Source organism: Rhodocyclus tenuis (genome assembly GCF_014197755.1).
Taxonomy (GTDB): Bacteria; Pseudomonadota; Gammaproteobacteria; order Burkholderiales; family Rhodocyclaceae; genus Rhodocyclus; species Rhodocyclus tenuis.
The window spans coordinates 64231-86648 of record NZ_JACIGE010000002.1 but is presented as its reverse complement, the minus strand read 5'-3'; the positions used below and the strand labels follow the sequence as shown (position 1 = coordinate 86648).

The following is a 22418-nucleotide window of genomic DNA, read 5'->3' as shown; positions in this document are numbered from 1 at the left end:
AGGTCGAATGGCGCACCGTTTTGGTGCATAATGCTCTGTGTTGCTCGCTTTTGGTGCGCCAATCCGGGCTGTCGGCTGGAGAAAACTTTATGGCACAATGCCCGATCAGCTGAAAACCAATGGCACATGTTTTGCTGAATAGTTCCGCGCTGGTTTACCACTCATCCCTATTGATTTCCCGCCGGAATGACCGGCATCTGCTCAGGAGACTTTCCAGATGGCAAGCCCACAAGACGTTCTGAAGATGATCAAGGAAAACGACGTCAAGTTCGTCGATTACCGTTTCACCGATACCCGCGGCAAGGAGCAGCACGTCGGCGTTCCCGCGCACACCGTCGACGCAGACAAGTTCGAAGAAGGTCACGCCTTTGACGGTTCGTCGATCGCCGGCTGGAAGGGAATCCAAGCCTCCGACATGCTGCTGATGCCCGATCCCGACACTGCTTTCATCGACCCGTTCTTCGATGAGACCACGCTGGTTCTTACCTGTGACGTCGTCGACCCGGCTGATGGCCGTGGCTACGACCGCGATCCGCGCTCGATCGCCAAGCGCGCCGAAGCCTATCTGAAGTCTTCCGCCCTCGGCGACAAGGCCTTCTTCGGTCCGGAACCCGAATTCTTCATTTTTGACTCGGTCGAATGGAAGACCGACATGTCGGGAACCTTCGTCAAGATTTTCTCGGAAGAAGCCGCATGGACTTCCGGCGAAAAGGTCGACGGCGGCAACACCGGCCACCGTCCGGCAGTCAAGGGCGGCTACTTCCCGGTGCCGCCGGTTGATTCGTTCAACGACATCCGCGCTGCGATGTGTCTGGCGCTCGAAGCTGCCGGCGTCGAAGTCGAAGTGCACCACCACGAAGTCGCGACCGCCGGTCAGAACGAAATCGGTACCAAGTTCGACACGCTGGTTCGTCGCGCCGACAAGACGCAGCTGCTCAAGTACATCGTGCACAACGTTGCGCACCAGTATGGCAAGACCGCCACCTTCATGCCGAAGCCGATCGTCGGCGACAACGGCTCGGGCATGCACGTGCACCAGTCGGTCTGGAAGGACGGCAAGAACTTGTTCGCGGGCAACGGCTACGCCGGCCTGTCGGAAACCGCGCTCTACTACATCGGCGGCATCATCAAGCACGCCAAGGCGCTGAACGCGATCACCAATCCGGGTACCAACTCGTACAAGCGTCTGGTTCCGCACTTCGAAGCGCCGGTCAAGCTCGCCTACTCGGCGAAGAACCGTTCCGCGTCGATCCGCGTTCCGTACGTCGCTTCCGACAAGGCACGCCGCATCGAAACGCGCTTCCCGGATCCGATCGCCAACCCGTACCTGGCTTTCTCCGCCCTGCTGATGGCCGGCCTCGACGGCATCCAGAACAAGATTCACCCCGGCGATCCCGCCGACAAGAATCTCTACGACCTGCCGCCGGAAGAGGATGCAAAGATCCCGACCGTCTGCGCCAGCCTCGAAGAAGCGCTGGAGTCGCTGGACAAGGATCGCGAGTTCCTGACCCGTGGTGGTGTCTTCTCCAATGAATGGATCGATGCCTTCATCGCCCTGAAGATGGAAGAAGTGAACAAGGTCCGCATGACGACGCACCCGATCGAGTTCGATCTGTACTACAGCTGCTGATCGTTCGGCGAGGCTGAAAAAAGGGACGGGCTAGCCTGTCCCTTTTTTTTCGCCACCCTGCCGCCTCTTGCCATACGGGAAGTCGTGGTGCTCCAATAGCCCCCTGTCAAATCCACGGACGGATGACGATGAACTCGCGACTACTGCCTCTCCTGTTTGCGCTGGCTGCACTGGCGGCGTCGCCGGCGCGAGCGGACATTTTCAAATGCGTCGATGGCGAAGGCCATGTGACGTATTCCAACATGCAGACGCAGAACTGCAAGAAGCTCAACCTTGATCCGGTCAACTCAGCGCCGGCGCAACGTCCGGCGGCGAAGACACCGACCCCGGCGAGTTTCCCGCGTGTCGATGCCGACGCGCAGCGCGCCCGCGACACCGACCGCCGACGCATTCTCGATTCCGAACTGGCTGCCGAACAGAAGAACCTCGAACAGGCACAGAAAGAACTCGCCGCGCAGGAAGCCGTGCGCAATGGCGACGAGCGCAACTATCAGCGCGTGCTCGATCGCCTGCAGCCGTTCAAGGAGCGCGTCGCGCTGCACGAGCGCAATATCGAAGCGATCCGCAAGGAAATCGCCAATCTGCGCTGAGTGGCGAGCTCGCCCGCTGCCGCTGCCGCCGGCGTGTGCGCCGAAACTTCGCTATCTCCTGCGGCGCCTTCCGGCGTCGCCAGCTGTCTGCCCGTCCGTCTGCCTGCGTTTGGACCGAATCCCGCATGTCTGAAACTCCTTTCAATCCTTTCAGCGGCCTTGACCTGCTGTCTTCGTCGGTGGTCCTGCTCGACGAGGCCCTGGCGATCTGCTACCTCAACCCGGCAGCCGAGAATCTTCTCGCCGGCAGCAGCAAGGCGCTCGCCGGCAAGCCGCTCTCGGGCATTGCCGCGTGGTCGCCGACCTTGCAGAAAGCGCTCGACAGCGCGCTTGACCAGGGCTGGAGCTACACCGGCCAGAACATCGAATTGCGCCGCGCCGACGGCGAAACTCTGCGTCTGAACTGCACGGTCAATCCGACCGAAGTGCCCGGTGCGCGTCTGCTGCTCGAACTGTGGCCGATCGACCAGCAGTTGAAGGCGAGCCGCGAGGAGCAACTGATCGCGCAGCAACAGGCCAATCGCGAACTGATCCGCAACCTCGCGCACGAGATCAAGAATCCGCTCGGCGGCATCCGCGGCGCCGCGCAACTGCTCGAGCACGAACTCAACAACCCGGGACTGCGCGAATACACGCAGATCATCATCAAGGAAGCTGATCGCCTGCAGGATCTGATGCAGCGCCTGCTTTCGCCGCATCGCGTGATGCAGCCGGCGCCAGTGAATATCCACGAAATCCTCGAGCGCGTGCGCAGCCTGCTGACGGCGGAATTTCCGCAGCAGCTGACCGTCCGCCGCGACTACGACACCAGCCTGCCCGATCTCGTCGGCGATCGCGAGCAGCTGATCCAGGCAATCCTCAACCTCGCGCGCAACGCCGCGCAGGCGATCCTCTCGCAGGGAACGGCCGGCGGTGAAATCGTCCTGCGCACGCGCGCCGCGCGGCAGGTGACGCTGGTCAAACGCCGTCACCGCCTGGCGCTCGAAATCCAGGTCGTCGATAACGGTCCGGGAATCGCCGACGACATCCGTGAACGCATGTTCTACCCGCTGGTTTCCGGCCGCGAGGGCGGCAGCGGACTCGGCCTGACGCTGGTACAGAGCTTCATCCAGCAGCACCAGGGGACGATCGACTGCGAGAGCCGTCCCGGTTACACCTGTTTCACGCTGCGCATGCCGCTCGCCGCTAATGGCGCCCGTTGATGACTCATTACCACCGCTTCGCCGCCTGTGGCAGGCTTATTGCTAACGCACGGACACCACATTGATGACGCATGGGGAAACAATGAAGCCGGTCTGGATCGTTGATGACGACAGGTCTATCCGCTGGGTGCTGGAAAAGACCCTGTCGCGGGAGCAGATTTCCTTCAAAAGTTTTGCTTCGGCCAGCGAGGCGCTGGCCGAACTCGACGCCGGCGCCGAGCCGCCGCAGGTGCTCGTTTCCGATATCCGCATGCCCGGGCGTTCGGGGCTTGACCTGCTGCAGCAGGTCAAGGAACGCTTTCCGGACCTGCCGGTGATCATCATGACTGCCTATTCCGATCTGGAGAGCGCGGTCGCCGCCTTTCAGGGTGGCGCTTTTGAATACCTGCCGAAACCCTTCGACGTCGATCAGGCGCTCGAACTGATCCGTCGCGCCATCGACGAAGGTTCGCGGCAGAGCGGCAGCCCCGAGGAAGTCAGCTTGACGCCGGAGATTCTCGGTCAGGCGCCGGCGATGCAGGAGCTCTTTCGCGCCATCGGCCGGCTCAGCCAGTCGCACGCGACCGTGCTCATCACCGGCGAATCGGGTGCCGGCAAGGAACTCGTCGCGCGCGCGCTGCACCGGCACAGCCCGCGCGCCGACCGCGCCTTCATCGCCATCAACACCGCGGCGATCCCCAAGGATCTGCTTGAGTCCGAGCTCTTCGGCCACGAGCGCGGTGCGTTCACCGGCGCCGCCGCGCAGCGCCGCGGCCGCTTCGAACAGGCCGACGGCGGCACGCTGTTCCTCGACGAAATCGGCGACATGCCGGCCGAACTGCAGACGCGCCTGCTGCGCGTCCTTTCCGACGGGCACTACTATCGCGTCGGCGGCCACGCGCCGCTGAAGGCGAACGTGCGCATCATCGCCGCGACGCACCAGAACCTCGAGGCACGCGTGCGCGAAGGCTTGTTCCGCGAGGACCTGTTCCATCGCCTCAACGTCATCCGCATCCGCCTGCCCAGCCTGCGCGAGCGGCCCGAGGACATTCCCATCCTGGCGCGTCACTTCCTGCAGAAAAGTGCGCAGGAGCTTGGTGTCGAAACCAAGCGCCTGTCGGAAGGCGCGCTGCGCCATCTTTGCGGCCTCGACTTCCCTGGCAATGTGCGCCAGCTGGAAAATCTCTGTCACTGGCTGAGCGTGATGGCCCCCGGTCAGACCGTCGAGCTTGCCGATCTGCCGCCCGAGTTGCGCGAAAGCAGCGCGACGCCGCCGGCGACCGATTGGGAATCGGGGCTGGCGCTGGAAGTCGACCGCCTGCTCGCCGCGACGACCGGGCAATTGCACGAGAAGCTGTCGCAGCGCTTCGAGCGCATCCTGATCGCGCGTGCGCTGGCGTCAACCGGCGGACGCCGCATCGAAGCGGCGCAGGCGCTCGGCATTGGCCGCAACACGATCACGCGCAAGATTCAGGAACTGAAACTCGACGGCGGCCGTCTCGCCGACGAGGAAAACGCTCCGGGCTAGGCCGATCCACCACCTCTGCGCCGTCCGCAAGCCGTCCACTTGCCCAGGCGGCGTTGCGTCGGCGTGACAATCGCGAGCAAAACGCCCGTCAGACATCGCCCGCTCGCGCGATTGAGGGTGTTGACGCGCGAATATCGGGGATAATGGCCGCCTTTTGCGAGGTGGCTGTTTGTCGTCGGGCCGATATCAGGCTCGGTAACAAGCGCATCTTGCACCGTGCCTTTTTCCCTGCTGCTATCGCGATGACCGACTGCCTGATCGATCCCGTCCGCCTTTCCGCCCTGCTCGGGCGGGCGCGCGGTCGCGTCGACGCCGAGGTGCTGGCCGAGTGCGACTCAAGCAACAGCGTCTTGCTGGAGCGCGCCGCGCATGGCGCCCCCAGCGGCGCGGTCGTCATTGCCGAGCGGCAGACGGCCGGCCGCGGCCGGCGCGGTCGCGTCTGGCGCGCGGCAGCGGGCGACTCGCTCACCTTTTCGCTGCTGTGGCGCTTTGGCGGTGATATATCGCGGCTGGCCGGCCTGTCGCTTGCTGTCGGCGTGGCGCTGGCGCGTGCGCTGGAGTCCTGTGGCGTTCGCGGCGTCGCGCTGAAATGGCCGAATGACCTGCTGCTCGACGGCGGCAAGCTCGGCGGCGTGCTGATCGAACTCGCCAGCGAGCGCGGCGCCACCGCCGCGGTGATCGGCATCGGCATCAATCTGCAGCCGCCGCCGACAGTTGACGGCTTTGCCCTGCCGGCTGCCTCGCTGGCCGGCTCTGGCTACACGTCCAATTACCACGAATTGCTCGCCGCGCTGCTCGATTCGCTGATTGCAACGCTCGATGTCTTTGTGGCCGACGGTTTTGCCGCATTGCGCGAAGACTGGCAGGCGCGCCACGTCTGGCAGGGTTTGCCGGTGCGGCTGCTCGATTCGGCGAGCGGCGAAAATGCTGCTGCCACAGTAACGCTGGCCGAAGGCATCTGCCTCGGTGCCGCTGCCGACGGCGCACTGATCCTCGCCACGGCAGACGGCGGTCAGCAACGTTTCCTGGTCGGCGACGTGTCGCTGCGTGCCGCATGATTGTCGCCATCGACGCCGGCAACAGCCGCATCAAGTGGGGAATCTGGGCCGATGGTGGCTGGGGTGGCATGGGCGCGCTCGAAACCGCCGACGCCGCTGGACTTGTTGCCGTCGCCTCCGGCTGGCCTGCCGATGCGCGCATCGCCGTCTGCAATGTCGCTGGCGAAGGCGTTGCCGCCGCCCTGCGTGCGGCACTCGGCGCGCGCGCCGACGCTGCCCGCTGGTTGCGCCCCGGCTTGCGTCAGTGTGGCGTCGAGAGTCGCTACCTGCCCCCCGAACGGCTCGGCGCCGATCGCTGGGCGGCGCTGATCGGCGCGCGCGCGCGCGTCAGTTCGGCCTGTCTGGTCGTTTGTGCCGGCACGGCGACGACGATCGACGTCCTCGACGCAGACGGCGTCTTCCAAGGCGGACTCATCGTTCCCGGCGTCGACCTGATGCGCCGTTCGCTGGCCGGCGCCACCGCCTTGCTGCCCTATGCCGACGGCGAGTTCGCCGATCTGCCACGCTGCACGCAGGACGCCATCGCCAGCGGCTGCCTGCATGCACAGGCGGGTGCTGTCGAACGTCTCTACCGGCAGTTGCCTGCCGGTTCGCCCTGCCTTCTCTCCGGCGGTTCGGCACCGGCGCTCGCCGCACACCTTGCACTGCCGGTGCGGCGGATTGACAATCTGGTTCTGGAAGGACTGGCGCGCTTCGCCGTCACCGAAGGCGCGACAGCATGACGGTTGGCGGCTGTTGCAAAGACAGCCGCGGTATTGTGCTGGATCTTGTGTGCGGGGCGAATGACGCGCGCCGGACGCTGATTCTTCGCAGAAAATAAGACAGACAGGGAGACTGGTTTGGAATCGCTGCGCATCGTTCTCGACGCTTCGGAAATCCCGACGCACTGGTACAACGTCGTTGCCGACATGCCCAATGCGCCACTGCCGCCGCTCGGGCCCGACGGCCAACCGGTGGCGGTCGAGCAGATGGCGGCGATCTTCCCGATGAACATCCTCGAACAGGAGATGTCCGCGGAGCGCTGGATTCCGATTCCGCAGGAAGTGCGCGAGATCTACCGCCTGTGGCGGCCGTCGCCGCTGTGTCGCGCGCGTCGGCTGGAAGAAGCGCTCGGCACGCCAGCGCGCATCTACTACAAGAACGAGGGTGTCTCGCCGGCCGGTTCGCACAAGCCCAATTCGGCGGTGCCGCAGGCCTTCTACAACCGTCAGGCCGGCGTGCGCCGCCTGACCACCGAAACCGGCGCCGGCCAGTGGGGCTCGTCGATCGCTTTCGCCGGCCAGATGTTCGGCATCGACGTGCGCGTCTACATGGTCAAGGTCAGCTACGACCAGAAGCCGTTCCGTCGCTCGATGATGCAGACTTGGGGCGCTGAGGTGCTGGCCAGCCCCTCAGCGATAACGCAGACCGGCCGCGACGCGCTGGCGCGCGATCCGCACAGCAACGGCTCGCTCGGACTGGCGATCTCGGAAGCGGTCGAGGAAGCCGCCGGCCGCGCCGATACCAATTACGCGCTCGGTTCGGTCTTGAATCACGTGCTGCTGCACCAGACGATCATCGGCCTCGAAGCGAAGAAACAGTTCGAGAAGGCCGGCGACTGGCCCGACATGATCTTCGGCCCCTGCGGTGGCGGTTCGTCCTTCGGCGGCATTGCCTTCCCCTTCCTCGCTGACAAGGCGGCCGGCAACAGCCCGAACCTGCGCCTCGTTGCCGTCGAGCCGACCTCGTGCCCGTCGCTGACCAAGGGCGCCTACGCCTACGACTTCGGCGACTCGTCGGGCTTCACGCCGCTGATGAAGATGTATACGCTCGGCCACGACTTCATGCCGCCCGGTATCCACGCCGGCGGCCTGCGCTACCACGGCGCTTCGCAGCTGGTCTCGCAGCTCTACCACGAGGGGCTGATCGAAGCGCTGGCCGTGCCGCAACTCGGCACCTTCGAGGCCGGTGTAATGTTCGCTCGCGCCGAAGGCATCATTCCGGCGCCCGAGTCGAACCACGCCATCCGCGCCACCATCGACGAGGCACTGCGCTGCAAGGAGTCCGGCGAAGCGAAGACGCTGTTCTTCAACCTCACTGGCCACGGACACTTCGACATGGCCTCGTACGACCGCTACCTTGCCGGCCAGCTGGAGAACTACGAGTATCCGGCAGAAGCCATCGCCGCCTCGCTCGCCCACCTGCCGCAGGTCGGCTGAGAGCGCCGCCATGCGCGCCCTGGTCTTCGCTCTGGTCTTTGCCAACCTGCTGCTGTTTGCCTGGGCGCAAGGTTATTTCGGCACGACCGAGAGCGCTGACGCGGCGCGCATGCAGCAGCAGCTGAACACTGACAAGCTGTTCATCGTCAAGCGCGGCGAAACGGCGGCGAGCGACAAGGCGCCGGCAACGGCGGAGTCTGCAGGGCCCGAGAGTGCGCCGGAAGGTGAGAAGCCTGCCGAGCCTACGGCAGAGAAGTCAGCGGAAAAGAACGCAGCGAAGGCGCCCGAAAAAGCCACTGAAAAAGCGCCCGAAGCGGCGCCGGCCAAGGCGGCGGCGAAGCCTGCCGAGGCGCCGGCGGGCAAGCCGCTGGCGAAAGCGGCCGAGACGAAGGCGGCTGAATCGAAAACGGCGCTGCGCTGCCTGCAGTGGACCGACCTGGCTGCAGCCGATGCCGACCGGCTCGAACATCTTTTCGCCGAGCGCTTTGCTGCTGCTGCGCATACGCGCAGTGCGCCGCCGACAGCGGCCAGCGCCGCCGGCTGGTGGGTGTTCATTCCGCCGCTGACCAGTCGCGCCGACGCCGAGCGCAAGGCGGGCGAGCTGAAGCGTCTGGCCGTTCCCGAGTTCTTCATCGTGCAGGTGGCCGGGCCCAACCGCTTTGCCATCTCGCTCGGCATCTTTTCCAGCGAGGAAGCGGCCAACGAGCGCCTCAACGAGCTGCGCGAAAAAGGCGTGCAGTCGGCACGTGTCGGCGAACGTACGAATGTCGTTCGCGGCGCAACGGTCGAGATAAAGGTTGCCGACAGCGATTTCGAGGCCTTGCGCCTGGCTGTCGCGCAGACACTTCCCGCCGCGCGTGCGACCGCCTGCGGCGGCGCGCGATGAGTTTCGTCGTCGGCCTGACCGGCGGCATCGGTAGCGGCAAGAGCGCGGTGACCCGCTGTTTCGCCGATCTTGGCGTGCCGCAGGTCGACACCGATGTCATTGCGCATGCGCTGACCGCCGCCGGTGGCACGGCGATGCCGGCGATCTGCGCGGCCTTCGGCGATGCCGTGGTGCAGGCCGACGGTGCGCTCGACCGGGCGGCGATGCGGCGCATCGTCTTCGCCGACCGCGGCGCGCGCGCGCGTCTCGAGTCGATCCTGCATCCACGCATTCGCAGCGAAAGTAGCGCGCGGGTCGCGGCGCTGGGTGAGGTTCCTTACCTGTTGTTGGTAGTGCCGCTGCTGGTGGAATCCGGCGGCTGGCGCAGCCGTGTCGACCGCGTTCTGGTCGTCGATTGCGCCGAGGAAACGCAGATTGCCCGCGTCATCGCGCGCAGTGCTCTGTCGGCCGACGAAGTGCGCGCCATCATCGCCGCGCAGGCATCGCGCGCGCGCCGTCTGGCGGCGGCCGATGACGTGTTGCATAACGATGGCGACCTCGGCGAGATCGCGCCGCGCGTTGCCACTCTGCACCGGCGCTATCTTGAGCTTGCAGGCGCGAAACTTGCAGCGGAGCGTTGAGCTTTTCCGGTAAACAGTTCAGAATTCCGCCACTTTGGCGACACTGGCGACCGCGGCGTGATTACTTACGAATATCCTTTCAATGAGCGCATCCGCACTTTGCTGCGTCTGGAGGATCTATTCGACAAGACGGCGCATTTCAGCCAGCACGAAGGCGCGCAGGAGCACCACGTTGCGCTGACGACCCTGTTCGAAATCCTCGAAGTTGCCGGCCGCGCCGACCTGAAGATGGACCTCATCCAGGAACTCGAGCGGCAGCGCCAGACCTTGCTGGCTTATCGAAACAACCCCGATATCTCGGAAGAGGCACTTTCCGGTGCGCTTTACGAGATCGAGCAGGCGTCTGCCGCGCTGCTCTCGATGACCGGCAAGATCGGTCAGCATCTGCGCGAGAACGACTGGCTGATGAGCATCCGCAGTCGTGCCGCCATTCCCGGCGGGCTGTGCGAGTTCGACCTGCCCTCGTATCACCACTGGTTGCATCAGTCAGCGGAAAGCCGGCGCGATGCGCTTGCCACCTGGCTGAAGCCGATGTTGCCGCTGCGCGATGGTCTGGTCATTGTCCTGCGCCTGCTGCGCGCTAGCGGCCGTCCCGAGCAGCAACTGGCCAAGGGCGGTGCCTTCCAGATGATGCTCGGCGGCAGCGCAACGCAGATGGTGCGCGTGACGCTCAAGCTGAAAGACAGCTTTGTTCCCGAAATCAGCGCCAACAAGTACGCGCTGAACATCCGTTTCGCACGCGCCGAGGGCGACCACAAGCCGCGTCACTGCGACACCGATGTCGCTTTCGACATGACTTTCTGTAATCTGTAGCTACCTTTCAGGGCGTCGCAGGACGACGCAAAACGCCAGTCAAAGCCCCGCGAATGCGGGGTTTTTGTTTTCTGGCCGTTGCACAAGGACGCAGGACAGCGCATTATTTCCGGGTAGCTAGGTGGGTAGCTAGCGGGTGGCTGGGTAGCTAGGCGGCAAGAAGGGGGCGATCATGGGCAAGCTGAGCGACGTTCAGATAAAGGCATGGGTCAAGGCAGGGCAGCCGGTGGCGAAAGCAGACGGTGACGGGCTGACCTTCACCCTGTCGGAGAAGGGCACGGCCGCATGGGCGCTGCGCTATCGCCTCGGCGGCACCCGCAAGGAATTGACGCTGGGACGTTACCCCGATATCTCGCTGGCACGGGCGCGGGAGATCGCCAGCGCCAAGCGCGCCGAGGTGCAGCAGGGCGTCGACGTGGGCAAGGAGAAGCGGCGGGCCGAACAGGACGCAGCCACCGCTTGGACCTTCGCCCGATTGTCTGATGACTACCTGAGCAAGGCAGCTGACTACCTGGCTGACAACACCATCAGCGGCAGGCGGCAGCAGCTGCGCGCCTACGTCCTGCCGAAGATCGGGAGCATGAAGGCGGCCGAGGTTTCGCCCGCCGATATCGTCGGCATTGTTGAGGCTACCGCTACCAAGTCGCTCCACGTCGCGCGCCTGGTGATGGTCGCCATCCGCGAAGTGTTTGCCCATGGTGTCGGGCGGCATGTGGTCGAGACGAACCCCTGCGCGCACATCAAGGCAAAGGCCATCATCGGCGGCAAGCCAGAGCAGCGCGAGCGGGTGATGCTGACCGATGCCGAACTGGCGGCGATGCTTCCCGCCCTTGCCAGCATCGGGCGTCAGAACGCCTTGATGGTTCGCATCCTGTTGGCGACTGGCGCCCGCATTGGTGAGCTGACGCGCGCCGAGTGGGCTCACGTTGATTTCGAGCGCGCTGAGTGGTCTATCCCGCCCGAGCATGCGAAGAACGGCGCCCCGTTCGTCGTTCCTCTGCCGCCGATGGTGGCGGGGTGGTTTGCCGAACTGCAGACGATCGCCTTTCAGTCGCGCTACGTGCTGCCGATCCGTTCGCGCAAGGACGGCCGGGAGGGCGACGCCCACATGGAAGCCGCCACCCTGAACGTTGCCCTGAATCGTCTTGCCAAGGAGCTGCCCGGAAAATGCAGGCGCTTCACTCCGCACGATCTGCGCTCTACCTGCCGTAGCCACTTGGGCGCCCTCGGCGTTGATGTGCTGGTTGCCGAAAGATGCCTTAATCACTCGCTGGGCGGTCTGGTCGCAATTTACGATAAGCACGACTACCTGACAGAGCGCCGCCGCGCCCTTGAATTGTGGGCTGCAAAGCTCGCCACCATTGAGCAAGGGGGCGGCTTCAACGTCGTGATGCTCAAGCGGACTGGCTGACGGGAAAAAGGTAAGTTCTTCTATATGTCATGACTGTTGACACTCATCTACACCCCGGTTTTTCAAGTATCGCAATCGCAGCCGCAGAAAGCCCGCCCCCTCGTTTTTGACTGGGACAACTGGGACAACTGGGACACTTCTAGCAAACCCTTGCCATTGCTGGGCTTGGTCTTTTCGGGTATCCATTTGTCACTGGGACGGCGCTGGGACACGCTGGGACACTCGTTATCAGGAAGGCGCAGAGCGGCGCGCGCAAGCAAGGCCGCAGGCGCCCGCCCTGTCGTTTCCGCGCTTTTATGTCTGTCCCGACAGCCGCGCGAAAGGACTGCCGGCGCCATCAATCCGCGAGGCGAAAAAGGGAGGAAAACGGATATCTACGCGGAGAGTGGCCGGGAATGAGGTGTTTTCTATCCGCTCGCCTTGTGGCTGTGGCTTTTCAGCATGCTGCTTTTCAGACAAATAGCTTGTGGCGGCATGTGGCCGCGTCGCCTTGCTGGTACTGACAGGGACAGTGCACACGTCTGCACCGTCCCTGTCCCGTCTTCGGCTGTTGCTACTCGAGCCGTCAGCCGAGGGGCGCCAGCTGGTGCCGCCGGTCGCGATTGCCGGCTACCCAGCTGGCTACCCGCTGGGCGCTGGTGTGACCGCTTCGCCCTGGTGCGTGGTGGGCGCCCTGTCACCGGCCGATGGCGAGCGAGCCGGCGCCTCGCTTATTGACGAGAGCCTTCATCCTGGCGCATGATTCGCACGTCGGGAAAAAGACCGACACAGGATTGGCGTCCTGAGATTCCAAGGCGGACAACCGCCGCAGCGCGGTTTTTTTACGTCCGCTGCATGGCTACCCTATGGGCGGGCCGTGCGGGGAGGGGAAACCCTCACCAGCCCTTGGACTGGCACGCCAACCCGCACGGTTCCGCCCACCCCGATTGGCGTCGGGTAGGCGGAGATTAAGACCGCCTCCAAGGAGTATTGCCATGTCTCAAGCCCCAGGCGCGCCGCGCCGCACCCGCAAACAGCCTCACCTTCTCGCTTTCCGCCCAAAGCTGAAAATAGCCGCGCATCGCCTGCCGTTCGTCGGCAAAGAGCACACCGAGGACAATTCGTTTTCGTTCTGGAATGTGCCCGCCAAAGGCGACTACATGGGCGGCAGAACGACCGGAGAAGCCATTGCCGGGATGTATCTGAAGCATATCCGCGAGGACGCCAACGACTGCTGCGGCCTGTATCTCGGCTGGATGGTTTTAGCCTGGATGGAGCGCCTTTCTTCCGGAGATATCAAACACGGCAGCCCTGAATACGAATCCTTGCGCGGCCAGATGGTCGGGTGCATGTCTGAGCTTTCAAGGTGGCTTGGTGCAGCTGCGCGAGCGCTCGGTTCGAGCCTGGATGACACGACCAATGAATCCCTGCTGGCCAATGCGAACCGCGGCATAGGATTCGACACCGAAGCCTTCTTCGAGTACTGCACTCGCAAAGAGCAACTCGAGGAATCTAGGGGCTAGCGATGAGCGGCGATCAGCCGAGTGCACTGACCGACAGGGCAGTTCACCGGCTGCACGGCGCCGCCCGTCCTCTGCGGGCTAGCGAATTATCGGCATTCGATAATCCGTTATTGCCGCGTTTTAGTGAAATTTCGCCCAAAAGCCGGCGCGCAGAGGGGGCAAAACAGGGCGAAAAATGGCGATTTCCCACTTTCATGGCAAAAACAGGCTGTTTTTGGTGCTGTTTTCCCACTTCGGAAAATGGTGCGCATAACTAGCGTTATGTAAAATTGTCGTTCCCCACAATTGGGACGAAACAACACTTTTCGTAAAACTGGGTTGTATGAGCTATGATCGCGCCATCCCTCGCGCGCGCGAGGAAAGTAGAAAGGAAGAGCCATGACCGGAGACGAGTATCGCGCTGCCTTGCGGGCGCTGGGGTGGAAGCAGTCTGACCTGGCGCGGCGGGTGCAAATGTCTAAAAACGCCTGCAGCAACTGGGCGCAGGAAGGCCCGCCCGCATGGGTTGGCGAGTACCTTGGCGCACTGATGGCGATTGATGATATTCACCGGCGCTTCGTCCGGCCGCTTGCGAAAGGCGTGCCCAAGGCGCCAGCGACGCCGGAAGAGGAAAACGCGGGACCGCTGCCAACTGGGACGCGCGCAGCTGCCGTGGCTCAGTCCCTCTTGAGCTTTGACCTGGCAGCCGTTTCACAAAAGGTGGCGCCAGACTGCGCCGCCTGATCGAGCAACGCCGCGCCTATCTCGACGGGGAGAAAACCGGGAACCCTTGCCCGGCTGGCGCGGCGCCATTACCCAAGGGGACGCGCACAAGGGGTGCGTAATGACTATGAAATGGGAAGATTTCGCCGCTTTCGGTGACGTCTTCGAGATCGAAGACCTATGCGACAAGCTGGGCGAGCTGGCGGCTACTGATCCGAAGATTCGCGATCCGGCCGAGCGGCTTACCGGTGAGAAGTCCTATCTGTACGAACGCATAAAAATCCAAGCGGAAGCATCCGAAGCGATTCTTGAAAAGGAAAAACCCGGTCTCTTTCGCCGGACCTATCTGCATGACGACCTATGGCGCTTGTCTGTTCTTCTCTATGAGGTGACGGAAAAGCCGTACAGGCTCGCGGAAGTATTGCCGGATATCCGCGAGCTGTTGTTGAAAGCCCTCATCGCCGCTCATGAGGTTTTCGACCCGCATCATCGCGCGGCTTTGGTGGCAAAGGCAGAGGAGGCCGGGCGAAGCTCGGGCGTAGAAGCCCAGCGCGCTGCGCAGAGTCAGCAGGCAAAAGACGCGGTATCGAAACGCGCGGATCAGCTTCGAAAGTCTGCTTTCATGACCTGGGCAAAGGCGGCGCTAGACGCGGGCGCAACTGCGAGAACTGTCGAAGAGTTGCAGGGACTGAAAGACTTCGATCCGTCTTGGTCGAATTCGAGTTTGCAGACGCTGAAGAAATGGTCGAGGGAAGCGGGGTTTCAGTTCAAGCGGGGGCGCCCTTCAAAGAAGAATTAGCGCCAAACGCGCTTAAATACATTTAAGGCCGATCCTCTGCTTTTTCCGTCCTGCGACGGCAAATATTGTTCGTTTCGTCGCGCCATAACGGCGCATACAACGGAGCGAACAACATGCCACGTCTTGAACGAATCCCTACGGCCGCAGGCCGCATGGGCGTATCCCCTTCTCAGGTGTACCGTGAAATCAAGGCAGGCCGCATCGGCCCCTTGGTCAAACTCGGTGAACGCGCATCCGCCCTGCCGGCTGAAGCTGTCGATGCGTGGATTGCGGAGCGCATCGCCGAGGCCAGCCAGCCGAAAGGCGGTGCGGAATGAGCGAGGCCAGAGCTTCCGTCAACCTGTCAGAGATCGAAGCCCATGCGGCCATTGCAATCAACGGCTTCGTTGATGAAGGGCAGCGTTGCATCGATGAGAAATTCGGCGCCGGACATGCAAAGGCTGCGCCGGCGTTGCTCGCTGGATACGTGCAAGCGTGCGCACTCTACTATCTGACCGAACGGCTAGTGGGCCTAGATCAGATCGCAGAAGCCATAGCCGTTGCGGGTAACGCCTTGGCAGTTCGCCTTGATCTGATCGACGATGCCATTGACGCGCACGGGGTGCTGGAATGAAGCAGGGCAGTGTTCCCCCCGCGTGGCGTTCGATCGCCAATGATGCAGAAAGCTGCCTGACGGTGGCGCAAGCCATCGAAGCCGCAAATTTGCCTGCCGGCAAACATGGCAAGGCAGTGCTGCCTGCTTTGATCCTCGCACTGGCGATGCTTCGCGGCGCGTTTGCCGTGGCCAATGCCGTCAGTTCGATCGGGCGCGACGTTTAGGAACGGTGACGCATGGCCTCAGATCAATGGATAGCCCGCGTCGCTGACGCCGCCCTGGCGCAGTTCGATAGCGTCACCGACTGGCTGGGGCTCGCCGGTGGCAAGAATCAGGGCCGCGAGTATCTACCGCGCAACCCGAAGCGCAACGACGGAAAACCCGGCTCGTTCTCGATCAATCGCGACACCGGGCACTGGCAAGACTTCGCCACCGGCGACCGCGGCGGCGATCTGGTGGCGCTCGCGGCCTACCTGCGCGACGTGAAGCAGGGCGAAGCCGGCCGCCAGCTCGCGGCCTTTCTCGGCATCGCAATAGCCGAGCCGCAGCAACGCGCTGCAGCGAGCGACCGCGAGGCCGGCAAGGGAGCAGCCGCGCCCGCCCCGGCGCCATCGCCCCGGCAAGCGCCCGCCGCGGCTGATAGCGCTGTTTTCGTCTCGCCCGTGCCCGACGATGCGCCGCCGCCACCGGCAGCGCATGCGCGGCACGGCAAGCCGGCGGCACGCTGGGCCTATACCGACGCCGCCGGGCGGGTCTGCTTCTATCACGACCGATTCGAGCCGGCCGGCGAGCGTAAGCAGTTCGCCCCGCTGACACTGTGGCGCCGTCCCGATGGCCGGCTGTTCTGGCAGTTCAAGGCGCCGCCAGCGCCGCGCGTGCTGCTGGGCCTGCCCGATCTGGCGGGGAAGGCCGCGCCCGCCGTGCTGGTGGAAGGCGAGAAGGCCCGCGATGCGGCGGCGCTGCTGCTGCCGGCACATCCTGTCCTGACCTGGCAGGGCGGCGCGCAGGCCGTGAGCAAGGCGGATTTCACGCCGCTGGCCGGGATCGAGGTTTGGCTATGGCCGGACAACGACGAGGCCGGCGAGAAGGCCGCCGCCGATCTGGTTGCGGCACTGGCAGCGGTGGGCGCCGGGCCGGTGAAGCGCTTCAACCTGGCGTTGCTCGCGCAGCAGCCGGGCGAAGCCGAAGGTGTGGCGACCTTGACCGCCGGCGGCGAGCTGGGCGCCGGGGACGATGCTGCAGACTTGGCCGCGCGTGGTTGGCAGGCGACGCACCTGGCACTGCTGCTGACGAACCCGGACGCCCTGCAGGCGGTTACGGTGCAGACGTCTGCACTGTCCGGGAAGGGGGAACCGGCGGGCGCCAGCTCGCCAGACGCGGCGCCGGAAAAGCCTTCTCGCCGATTCGAGCTGCAGGAACGGGGCGTCTATTTCTTCGAACCCGACAAGTCGCCGCGCTGGATATGCGCGCCCCTCGCCGTAACGGCGCTGGTGCGCGATCCGCAAAACTCTGGCTGGGGGCTGCTGACTGAATTTACCGACCCCGACCGCAAGCTTCATCAGGTGATTGTGCCGATGCAGGCGTTTCGCGGTGATGGCGCCGAGGTTGCCGGCCTGCTGCTCGATCACGGTTTGAAGATCGCCCCGAGTGGCAAGCCGCGCCTGATTGAGTACCTGCAGACGGCCGAAACGAAGAAGCGGGCGCGCGTAACGACTCGCACCGGCTGGCATCCGGACGGGCCGGAAGGCGCGAGCTATGTTCTTCCTGGGCAGGCTTTCGGCCCGAATGATGGCGCGTGGATTTTCCAGAGTGATGGCGGGGCAAGCACCTTTGCTGAGCGTGGCACGCTGGCCAGTTGGCAGCGCGAGGTTGCGGCACTGTGCAGCGGGAATTCCCGCCTGGTGTTCGCGGTTTCGATGGCATTTGCTGCGCCGTTGCTCTACATCGCCGGATCGGAAAGCGGAGGCTTTCACCTGCGCAGCAATTCGAGCGACGGCAAGACGACAGCGTTACGCGTGGCGGCCAGTGTGTGCGGCGGGCCGGAGTTCATGCAACGCTGGCGCGCCACCGATAACGGGCTTGAAGGGTTGGCGTCGCAGCATTGCGACGCGCCGCTGCTGCTTGATGAGCTGGCGCAGATCGATCCGCGCGCGGCCGGCGAAGTGGCCTACATGCTCGCCAACGGTAGCGGCAAGGCGCGGGCGGGGCGTACTGGTGGCGCGCGGGAGCGGGCGACCTGGCGCGTGCTGTTCCTGTCGGCGGGTGAAATCGGCTTGACCGAGCACATGGGCGAGGCCGGCAAGACGCCGAGGGCGGGGCAAGAATTGCGCCTCGCCGAACTTCCCGCCGACGCTGGCGCCGGCATGGGGGTTTTTGAGGACTTGCACGGCTACAAGGGCGGAGGGGAATTCGCCAAGGCGCTTGACCGGGCGGCGCGCCAGCATCACGGCGTCGCGTTCGTTGCCTACCTGGGGAAGCTCGCCAAGATGCAGCAGGACGTTGTCGACGTGGTGCGCGAGGCGCAGCGCTTCTTTGAGGCGCATTGCTTGAGCGATGACGCCCACGGGCAAGCTCGCCGGGTTGCCGGACGCTTCGCCCTGGTAGGCGCAGGCGGTGAGCTGGCGACGAAGCTGGGAATAACGGGCTGGGCTGCCGGTGAGGCCATGAAGGCGGCGCGTACATGCTTCGAGGCGTGGCTGTCGCGCCGTGGCGGCGAAGGCAATCAGGAAGAGCGCGCCATGCTGCAGCAAGTGCGGGAATTCCTGCGCCGGCATGGTGAGGGCGTCTTTACCGACTGGGACAGGCCAGCCAACGATACCGACAAGCACGCGCCCCGCATTACAGATCGGGCGGGCTATCGGCGCCACAATCCCGAGGCCGATGCTTCGGAGTTCTTCATCTTCGCCGAGCCGTTCAGAACGCGCGTCTGCAAAGGCTTTGATGCGGCAGCGGTGGGGCGGCTGTTGCTCGCCCGCGGCTACATCGCGAGGGGCACGGAAAAGGGTCGCGAGTGGCAGACGAAAATCGCCATTCCGACCGAGGGCCGGCCGCGCGTTATTCACGTCCTGCCGGCGATATGGGACGACGATGATGATTGATTGGGGGGCGATGTTCGAGCCAGAGGCGGCGAGCGATGAGGAAGCGCGCCCAGCCGCCGCCTCTGTGCCGCAATCGGCCCCCGGTGACGGCGATACGCTGCCACCGGATACGCCTTGCCCGCCCATGGCCGCCAGTGCAGCCGCATTCGCAGCCGTTGGGGCACCTGGGCTGCGAGAGCAGATCGAAGGCCGCGAGCAGCAAGGGGACAACCGGCGCCGCTGCCTGGAGTGCGCTGAGCGAAACTCCCGCGGGCGCTGCTTGGCGGTGGCACGTGGCGCCTTCGTCGCCGCCCGTGGCTATGAGCCTATCGCGAATATGCTGCGCCGCTGCGAGGGCTTCTCGCCCTTGCCTGATGACCCCGATCAACGATCAAGCGCGGACAGGTGGCCGGGCTTGGTGCGAGCGGCATCCTAAAGCGCCAGCGTGGCCGCACTCGCTCTAGTGCGCGATGGCCGCCCCGTCGGCGGCTGTTGCTGTCGAGCCGTTGGCCGAGGGACGCCAGCTGGCGCCGCAGGTCTCGATTACCAGCTACCGGCTGGCTACCCGCTGGGCGTTGGTGTGAGCTTCGCCCTGGTGCGTGGTGGCCGTCCCGTCGGCGGCTGTTGCTGTCGAGCCGTTGGCCGAGGGACGCCAGCTGGCGCCGCAGGTCTCGATTACCAGCTACCGGCTGGCTACCCGCTGGGCGTTGGTGTGAGCTTCGCCCTGGTGCGTGGTGGCCGTCCCGTCGTTGCTCTCTACCTGCTATGGCTGATCCGTGCGCCGTTCTGCGCCTTCCTGATAACGAGTGTCCCAGCGTGTCCCAGTGTTGTCCCAGTGACAAAGGCATAATTTGACAGGCCAAGCCCAGCAATGGCAAGGGTTTGCTTGAAGTGTCCCAGTTGTCCCAGTTGTCCCAGTCAAAAACGAGGGGTAGCTTAGGCGGAAGCCTTGAAAGCCGTCGCGTATGGGGTGGGGCGGGCAGGTTTGTTTGCGCTGCTGGCGGGCCGGATTGGTGCTGATGGGCGGGCAATGGCTACCCGGTAGGGGGGGCAAAATCTCTAGGCGGTCGATTGCTCGGGACCGGCCGCTTAGGCTTTTCTTTTCGTGCGGGAGTTTCGAGAGAGGGGGGGTACCCCCTTTTCTCGTCTTTGTAATGAAACCGGGGCGGGGATGCGGAATGCATGTTAATGGGGTTCCCTGTTCTCGTTTCCGGGGTGTGTAGGCTCCCGCCCGCGCATGCCTCGACCTAGGGCATAATTTGCCACCTTGACCCCTTGCGGGACGAATTGGGTAGCTAGGTGGGTAGCTAGAAAGAATCATGAAAAACGAAACCCTTGCCATGGCTGGCTTTCAGCCGTTCTTAAATCTTTCTTTCTGTAATCTCTGATGGCCGAAGCGGTGCGTCGTGTGCGCTGTCCGCAATGCGGCGGCGAATCCCTGTGGAGTCCGGACAATCGCTGGCGGCCTTTTTGCAGTGAGCGTTGCCGGTTGATCGACCTTGGCGCCTGGGCATCGGAGGCCTATCGCGTTCCGGTGCAGGCCAGCGGTCTGGACGATGCCGACAGCGAGTTCCCCCCAGCGCCGTCGGCCGACACCAAGTCCTGAAACGCCGCTGCGCGGCGTTTGCTGGCGCTGTCGCCCGCCATCCCAAGCCATTCCCGCTCGATTCGGGCGTTTCCCTCGCCAGTCAGGCCTTCCCGCAGTTTTCCGCTCAGCCCCAGCCGCGCATCAGCGCGATTCCCTGGGCGCCGTGCGCGCAGGCCGTCGCCAGCATTTCCTCGCGCATGCCGCCGAGCGCGTAGATCGGTAGCGGCGAGCGTGCCGCGAGTTGCGCGAACGCTTCCCAGCCGCAACCGGCGGCTTCGCTATGCGTTGGCGTTGGCAGCACCGGGCCGAGAACGGCGAAATCGCAGCCTAGCTCGGCTGCGCGAGCAAGTTCCGCTGCCGAATGGCACGAGGCGCCGACGAGCGGGAAATCAGGGCGTACGGCATCTTTCGCCAGCAGTCGCGCCGCCGGCAGATGCGCGCCATCGGCGCCGACGCTGCGCGCCAACGCCGCGTCGTCGTTGATCAGGACGCGCACGCCACTGTGCTGTCGCGCCAGTGCGACGACGCCGGCGGCGAGACGCTGCCGCTCCGCTGCCGGCAGTTCCTTGTCGCGCACCTGGACAAGACAGGCGCGTCCTTCATGCGCGCTGGCGGTCGCCGCTGAGCGATCGCCGAGCGCGCGTGCCAGGCGGGCGAGCTCGCCGTCGACGCTGTTTTCGGCGGCGTTGGTGATGAGCAGCCGCGCGGGCAGTTCGAGGGCGCGCAGGATCGGCCCGTTGGCCGGCAGGATCGGCTCGACCGGCGAAGGCGCGCCGGGCGTCAGCCAGGCGAAGCCGCTGTGTTCGATCGGCGCGATCCCGCCGCGCCAGGCTTCGACGCGGAAGAAGCGGATGCGCACGGTGGCGTGCGGATAGACGAATTCGCGCGTCAGCCAGGGTGTCGCCTGCGTGACCTCGATGCCGAGTTCTTCGACCAGCTCGCGGTCGAGCGCCTGGCGCATCGTCTCTCCCGGCTCGACCTTGCCACCCGGGAATTCCCAGTAGCCGGCGTACACCTTGCCCGGCGGGCGCTGCGCGAGCAGAAATTCGCGCGCGCCGGCGGAATTCGTGCGCAGGATGACGGCGGCGGCGACTTCGACGATGTCTGCCGACGGGGTTGGCGTCGTTGTGCCGGCCGCAGGCGAATTCGTTGCTGCATCCGTTGCCGCATCCGTCGCCTGAGTGGCTTCCTGCGCGGCGGCGCCGCGGTTGCTGGAGTCGGTGCTGCTCATCGCTGCGCCTCGCCAGTACGCGCCTTGCCGCTGCCTGCTTTCTTCGCTCCTGCGCGCTTGCCACCGCCCGGCTTCGCTGCCTTGCCGTGGCTCCCCGCCCAGTCGCGCGCGAACTGCCAGGCGACGCGGCCGCTGCGCGAACCGCGCAGCAGTGCCCAGTTGAGCGCTTCGCGTTCGGCCGCGGCGATCTCGTCCTTGCCGCAGCCGAAATGACCCAGCCAGTGCGCGACGATGTCGAGGTAGGCGTCCTGATCGAAGGGGTAGAACGACAGCCACATGCCGAAGCGCTCGGACAGCGACACCTTCTCCTCGATCGCCTCGCCCGGATGAATCTCGTCGCCGACGCGCTGGCTTTCCAGGTTCTCGGCGAAGTACTCGGGCATCAGGTGACGGCGGTTGGAGGTGGCGTAGATCAGCACGTTGTCGGGCGGTGCCGCCAGCGAGCCGTCGAGCACCACTTTCAGCGCCTTGTAGGCGGCGTCGCCGGCGTCGAAGGAGAGGTCGTCGCAGAAGACGATGAAGTGCTCGGGGCGGCCGGCGATCAGTTCGACGATGTCCGGCAGATCAATGAGATCGCTCTTGTCGACTTCGATCAGGCGCAGCCCGTCGGCGGCGTAGGCGTTGAGCAGTGCCTTGATCAAGGACGATTTGCCGCAGCCGCGCGCGCCGGTGAGCAGCACGTTGTTGGCCGGGCGGCCGGCGAGAAACTGGCGCGTGTTGGCGTCGAGTCGCGCCTTCTGTTCGTCGACGTCCTGCAGGTCGCCAAGACGGATCGAAGGCAGCTGTTGCAAGGCCTGCAGCCAGCCGGCTTGCCGGTTGCGGTCGCGCCGCCAGCGGAAAGCGACGGCAGATTCCCAGTCGGGCGCAGGTGTCGCTGCCGGCAGCAGCGGCTCGAGTCGGGCGAGCAATTGCTCGGCGCGCGTGAGCAGGCTGGCCAGTTGCTGCATCGGATCGGTCATGGTGAGGCGGTATACTCGGGCGGATGAAGACTCGCCACTCTAGCCAAACC

At 64.7% G+C, this 22418-nt stretch carries 20 protein-coding genes and 1 pseudogene; 19 read left to right on the top strand and 2 right to left on the bottom strand.

The annotated features are described in order from the left end of the window. Positions 1–217 precede the first annotated feature (217 nt). The 19 genes from glnA (at position 218) to GGD90_RS02955 (ending at position 20196) form a co-directional block, all read left to right on the top strand. Positions 218–1630 carry a type I glutamate--ammonia ligase gene (glnA, locus tag GGD90_RS03045; RefSeq protein WP_153115802.1) on the top strand — a complete coding sequence of 471 codons (1413 nt, stop codon included), beginning with the start codon at positions 218–220 and terminating at the stop codon, positions 1628–1630. A gap of 128 nt (positions 1631–1758) precedes the next feature. Next, the gene (locus tag GGD90_RS03040) at positions 1759–2220 is read left to right on the top strand and encodes a DUF4124 domain-containing protein (protein ID WP_153115801.1); all 462 of its coding nucleotides are present in this window, start codon (positions 1759–1761) and stop codon (positions 2218–2220) included. A 125-nt stretch (positions 2221–2345) separates the two neighbouring features. Beyond that, positions 2346–3422 (top strand): nitrogen regulation protein NR(II), encoded by a 1077-nt coding sequence (gene glnL / locus GGD90_RS03035; RefSeq protein WP_153115800.1) that lies wholly within the window; start codon positions 2346–2348, stop codon positions 3420–3422. A gap of 82 nt (positions 3423–3504) precedes the next feature. Continuing rightward, the gene (ntrC, locus tag GGD90_RS03030) at positions 3505–4929 is read left to right on the top strand and encodes a nitrogen regulation protein NR(I) (protein ID WP_153115799.1); all 1425 of its coding nucleotides are present in this window, start codon (positions 3505–3507) and stop codon (positions 4927–4929) included. Between the two features lie 242 nt (positions 4930–5171). Further along, the gene (locus GGD90_RS03025; RefSeq protein WP_153115798.1) at positions 5172–5987 is read left to right on the top strand and encodes a biotin--[acetyl-CoA-carboxylase] ligase; all 816 of its coding nucleotides are present in this window, start codon (positions 5172–5174) and stop codon (positions 5985–5987) included. Beyond that, positions 5984–6709 (top strand): type III pantothenate kinase, encoded by a 726-nt coding sequence (locus GGD90_RS03020; protein ID WP_153115797.1) that lies wholly within the window; start codon positions 5984–5986, stop codon positions 6707–6709. Before GGD90_RS03025 ends, GGD90_RS03020 begins: the two co-directional genes overlap by 4 nt. A gap of 117 nt (positions 6710–6826) precedes the next feature. Continuing rightward, positions 6827–8185, top strand: a complete 1359-nt coding sequence (locus tag GGD90_RS03015; RefSeq protein WP_153115796.1) for a TrpB-like pyridoxal phosphate-dependent enzyme — start codon at positions 6827–6829, stop codon at positions 8183–8185. Positions 8186–8195: 10 nt separating this feature from the next. After that, complete coding sequence (locus GGD90_RS03010) at positions 8196–9071, top strand: SPOR domain-containing protein (protein WP_153115795.1); 876 nt, start codon at positions 8196–8198, stop codon at positions 9069–9071. After that, on the top strand, positions 9068–9691 hold the full coding sequence (coaE, locus tag GGD90_RS03005; RefSeq protein ID WP_153115794.1) for a dephospho-CoA kinase: 624 nt from the start codon (positions 9068–9070) through the stop codon (positions 9689–9691). Before GGD90_RS03010 ends, coaE begins: the two co-directional genes overlap by 4 nt. Before the next feature lie 57 nt (positions 9692–9748). Continuing rightward, positions 9749–10504, top strand: a complete 756-nt coding sequence (gene zapD, locus GGD90_RS03000) for a cell division protein ZapD (RefSeq protein WP_153115793.1) — start codon at positions 9749–9751, stop codon at positions 10502–10504. Positions 10505–10676: 172 nt separating this feature from the next. After that, positions 10677–11915 (top strand): tyrosine-type recombinase/integrase, encoded by a 1239-nt coding sequence (locus GGD90_RS02995; protein ID WP_153115792.1) that lies wholly within the window; start codon positions 10677–10679, stop codon positions 11913–11915. 974 nt (positions 11916–12889) lie between these two features. Further along, positions 12890–13417, top strand: coding sequence for a hypothetical protein (locus GGD90_RS02990; protein ID WP_153115791.1), 528 nt, complete (start codon positions 12890–12892; stop codon positions 13415–13417). Between the two features lie 378 nt (positions 13418–13795). Next, the gene (locus tag GGD90_RS02985; RefSeq protein ID WP_153115790.1) at positions 13796–14140 is read left to right on the top strand and encodes a helix-turn-helix domain-containing protein; all 345 of its coding nucleotides are present in this window, start codon (positions 13796–13798) and stop codon (positions 14138–14140) included. A gap of 100 nt (positions 14141–14240) precedes the next feature. After that, on the top strand, positions 14241–14918 hold the full coding sequence (locus GGD90_RS02980) for a hypothetical protein (protein WP_153115789.1): 678 nt from the start codon (positions 14241–14243) through the stop codon (positions 14916–14918). A gap of 113 nt (positions 14919–15031) precedes the next feature. After that, on the top strand, positions 15032–15235 hold the full coding sequence (locus tag GGD90_RS02975; RefSeq protein ID WP_153115788.1) for a helix-turn-helix transcriptional regulator: 204 nt from the start codon (positions 15032–15034) through the stop codon (positions 15233–15235). Next, positions 15232–15531 carry a hypothetical protein gene (locus GGD90_RS02970; protein ID WP_153115787.1) on the top strand — a complete coding sequence of 100 codons (300 nt, stop codon included), beginning with the start codon at positions 15232–15234 and terminating at the stop codon, positions 15529–15531. Before GGD90_RS02975 ends, GGD90_RS02970 begins: the two co-directional genes overlap by 4 nt. Continuing rightward, on the top strand, positions 15528–15737 hold the full coding sequence (locus GGD90_RS02965) for a hypothetical protein (protein ID WP_153115786.1): 210 nt from the start codon (positions 15528–15530) through the stop codon (positions 15735–15737). The genes GGD90_RS02970 and GGD90_RS02965 overlap by 4 nt, the downstream gene beginning before the upstream one ends. Before the next feature lie 12 nt (positions 15738–15749). After that, positions 15750–18611, top strand: coding sequence for a DUF927 domain-containing protein (locus tag GGD90_RS02960; RefSeq protein ID WP_153115785.1), 2862 nt, complete (start codon positions 15750–15752; stop codon positions 18609–18611). 1366 nt (positions 18612–19977) lie between these two features. Continuing rightward, entirely contained in the window at positions 19978–20196 is a 219-nt protein-coding gene (locus GGD90_RS02955) for a DNA gyrase inhibitor YacG (protein WP_153115784.1), read from the top strand. 106 nt (positions 20197–20302) lie between these two features. On the opposite strand, the gene GGD90_RS02950 is transcribed toward GGD90_RS02955, so the two are convergent. Beyond that, entirely contained in the window at positions 20303–21409 is a 1107-nt protein-coding gene (locus GGD90_RS02950; RefSeq protein WP_153115783.1) for a Nudix family hydrolase, read from the bottom strand. A 92-nt stretch (positions 21410–21501) separates the two neighbouring features. After that, positions 21502–22356, bottom strand: a pseudogene (locus GGD90_RS02945) (ATP-binding protein); the annotation flags it as partial. Between the last annotated feature and the right edge of the window lie 62 nt (positions 22357–22418).

Bases quoted from the DNA above. Each gene is read 5' to 3' on its own strand.
- GGD90_RS02960 (WP_153115785.1), top strand. From the start codon at position 15,750: ATGGCCTCAGATCAATGGATAGCCCGCGTCGCTGACGCCGCCCTGGCG.
- GGD90_RS02995 (WP_153115792.1), top strand. From the start codon at position 10,677: ATGGGCAAGCTGAGCGACGTTCAGATAAAGGCATGGGTCAAGGCAGGG.
- GGD90_RS02965 (WP_153115786.1), top strand. From the start codon at position 15,528: ATGAAGCAGGGCAGTGTTCCCCCCGCGTGGCGTTCGATCGCCAATGAT.
- GGD90_RS03025 (WP_153115798.1), top strand. From the start codon at position 5,172: ATGACCGACTGCCTGATCGATCCCGTCCGCCTTTCCGCCCTGCTCGGG.
- glnL (WP_153115800.1), top strand. From the start codon at position 2,346: ATGTCTGAAACTCCTTTCAATCCTTTCAGCGGCCTTGACCTGCTGTCT.
- glnA (WP_153115802.1), top strand. From the start codon at position 218: ATGGCAAGCCCACAAGACGTTCTGAAGATGATCAAGGAAAACGACGTC.
- GGD90_RS02980 (WP_153115789.1), top strand. From the start codon at position 14,241: ATGACTATGAAATGGGAAGATTTCGCCGCTTTCGGTGACGTCTTCGAG.
- GGD90_RS02990 (WP_153115791.1), top strand. From the start codon at position 12,890: ATGTCTCAAGCCCCAGGCGCGCCGCGCCGCACCCGCAAACAGCCTCAC.
- GGD90_RS02955 (WP_153115784.1), top strand. From the start codon at position 19,978: ATGGCCGAAGCGGTGCGTCGTGTGCGCTGTCCGCAATGCGGCGGCGAA.
- GGD90_RS03010 (WP_153115795.1), top strand. From the start codon at position 8,196: ATGCGCGCCCTGGTCTTCGCTCTGGTCTTTGCCAACCTGCTGCTGTTT.
- GGD90_RS03020 (WP_153115797.1), top strand. From the start codon at position 5,984: ATGATTGTCGCCATCGACGCCGGCAACAGCCGCATCAAGTGGGGAATC.
- coaE (WP_153115794.1), top strand. From the start codon at position 9,068: ATGAGTTTCGTCGTCGGCCTGACCGGCGGCATCGGTAGCGGCAAGAGC.
- ntrC (WP_153115799.1), top strand. From the start codon at position 3,505: ATGAAGCCGGTCTGGATCGTTGATGACGACAGGTCTATCCGCTGGGTG.
- GGD90_RS02970 (WP_153115787.1), top strand. From the start codon at position 15,232: ATGAGCGAGGCCAGAGCTTCCGTCAACCTGTCAGAGATCGAAGCCCAT.
- GGD90_RS02975 (WP_153115788.1), top strand. From the start codon at position 15,032: ATGCCACGTCTTGAACGAATCCCTACGGCCGCAGGCCGCATGGGCGTA.
- GGD90_RS03040 (WP_153115801.1), top strand. From the start codon at position 1,759: ATGAACTCGCGACTACTGCCTCTCCTGTTTGCGCTGGCTGCACTGGCG.
- GGD90_RS02950 (WP_153115783.1), bottom strand. From the start codon at position 21,409: ATGAGCAGCACCGACTCCAGCAACCGCGGCGCCGCCGCGCAGGAAGCC.
- GGD90_RS02985 (WP_153115790.1), top strand. From the start codon at position 13,796: ATGACCGGAGACGAGTATCGCGCTGCCTTGCGGGCGCTGGGGTGGAAG.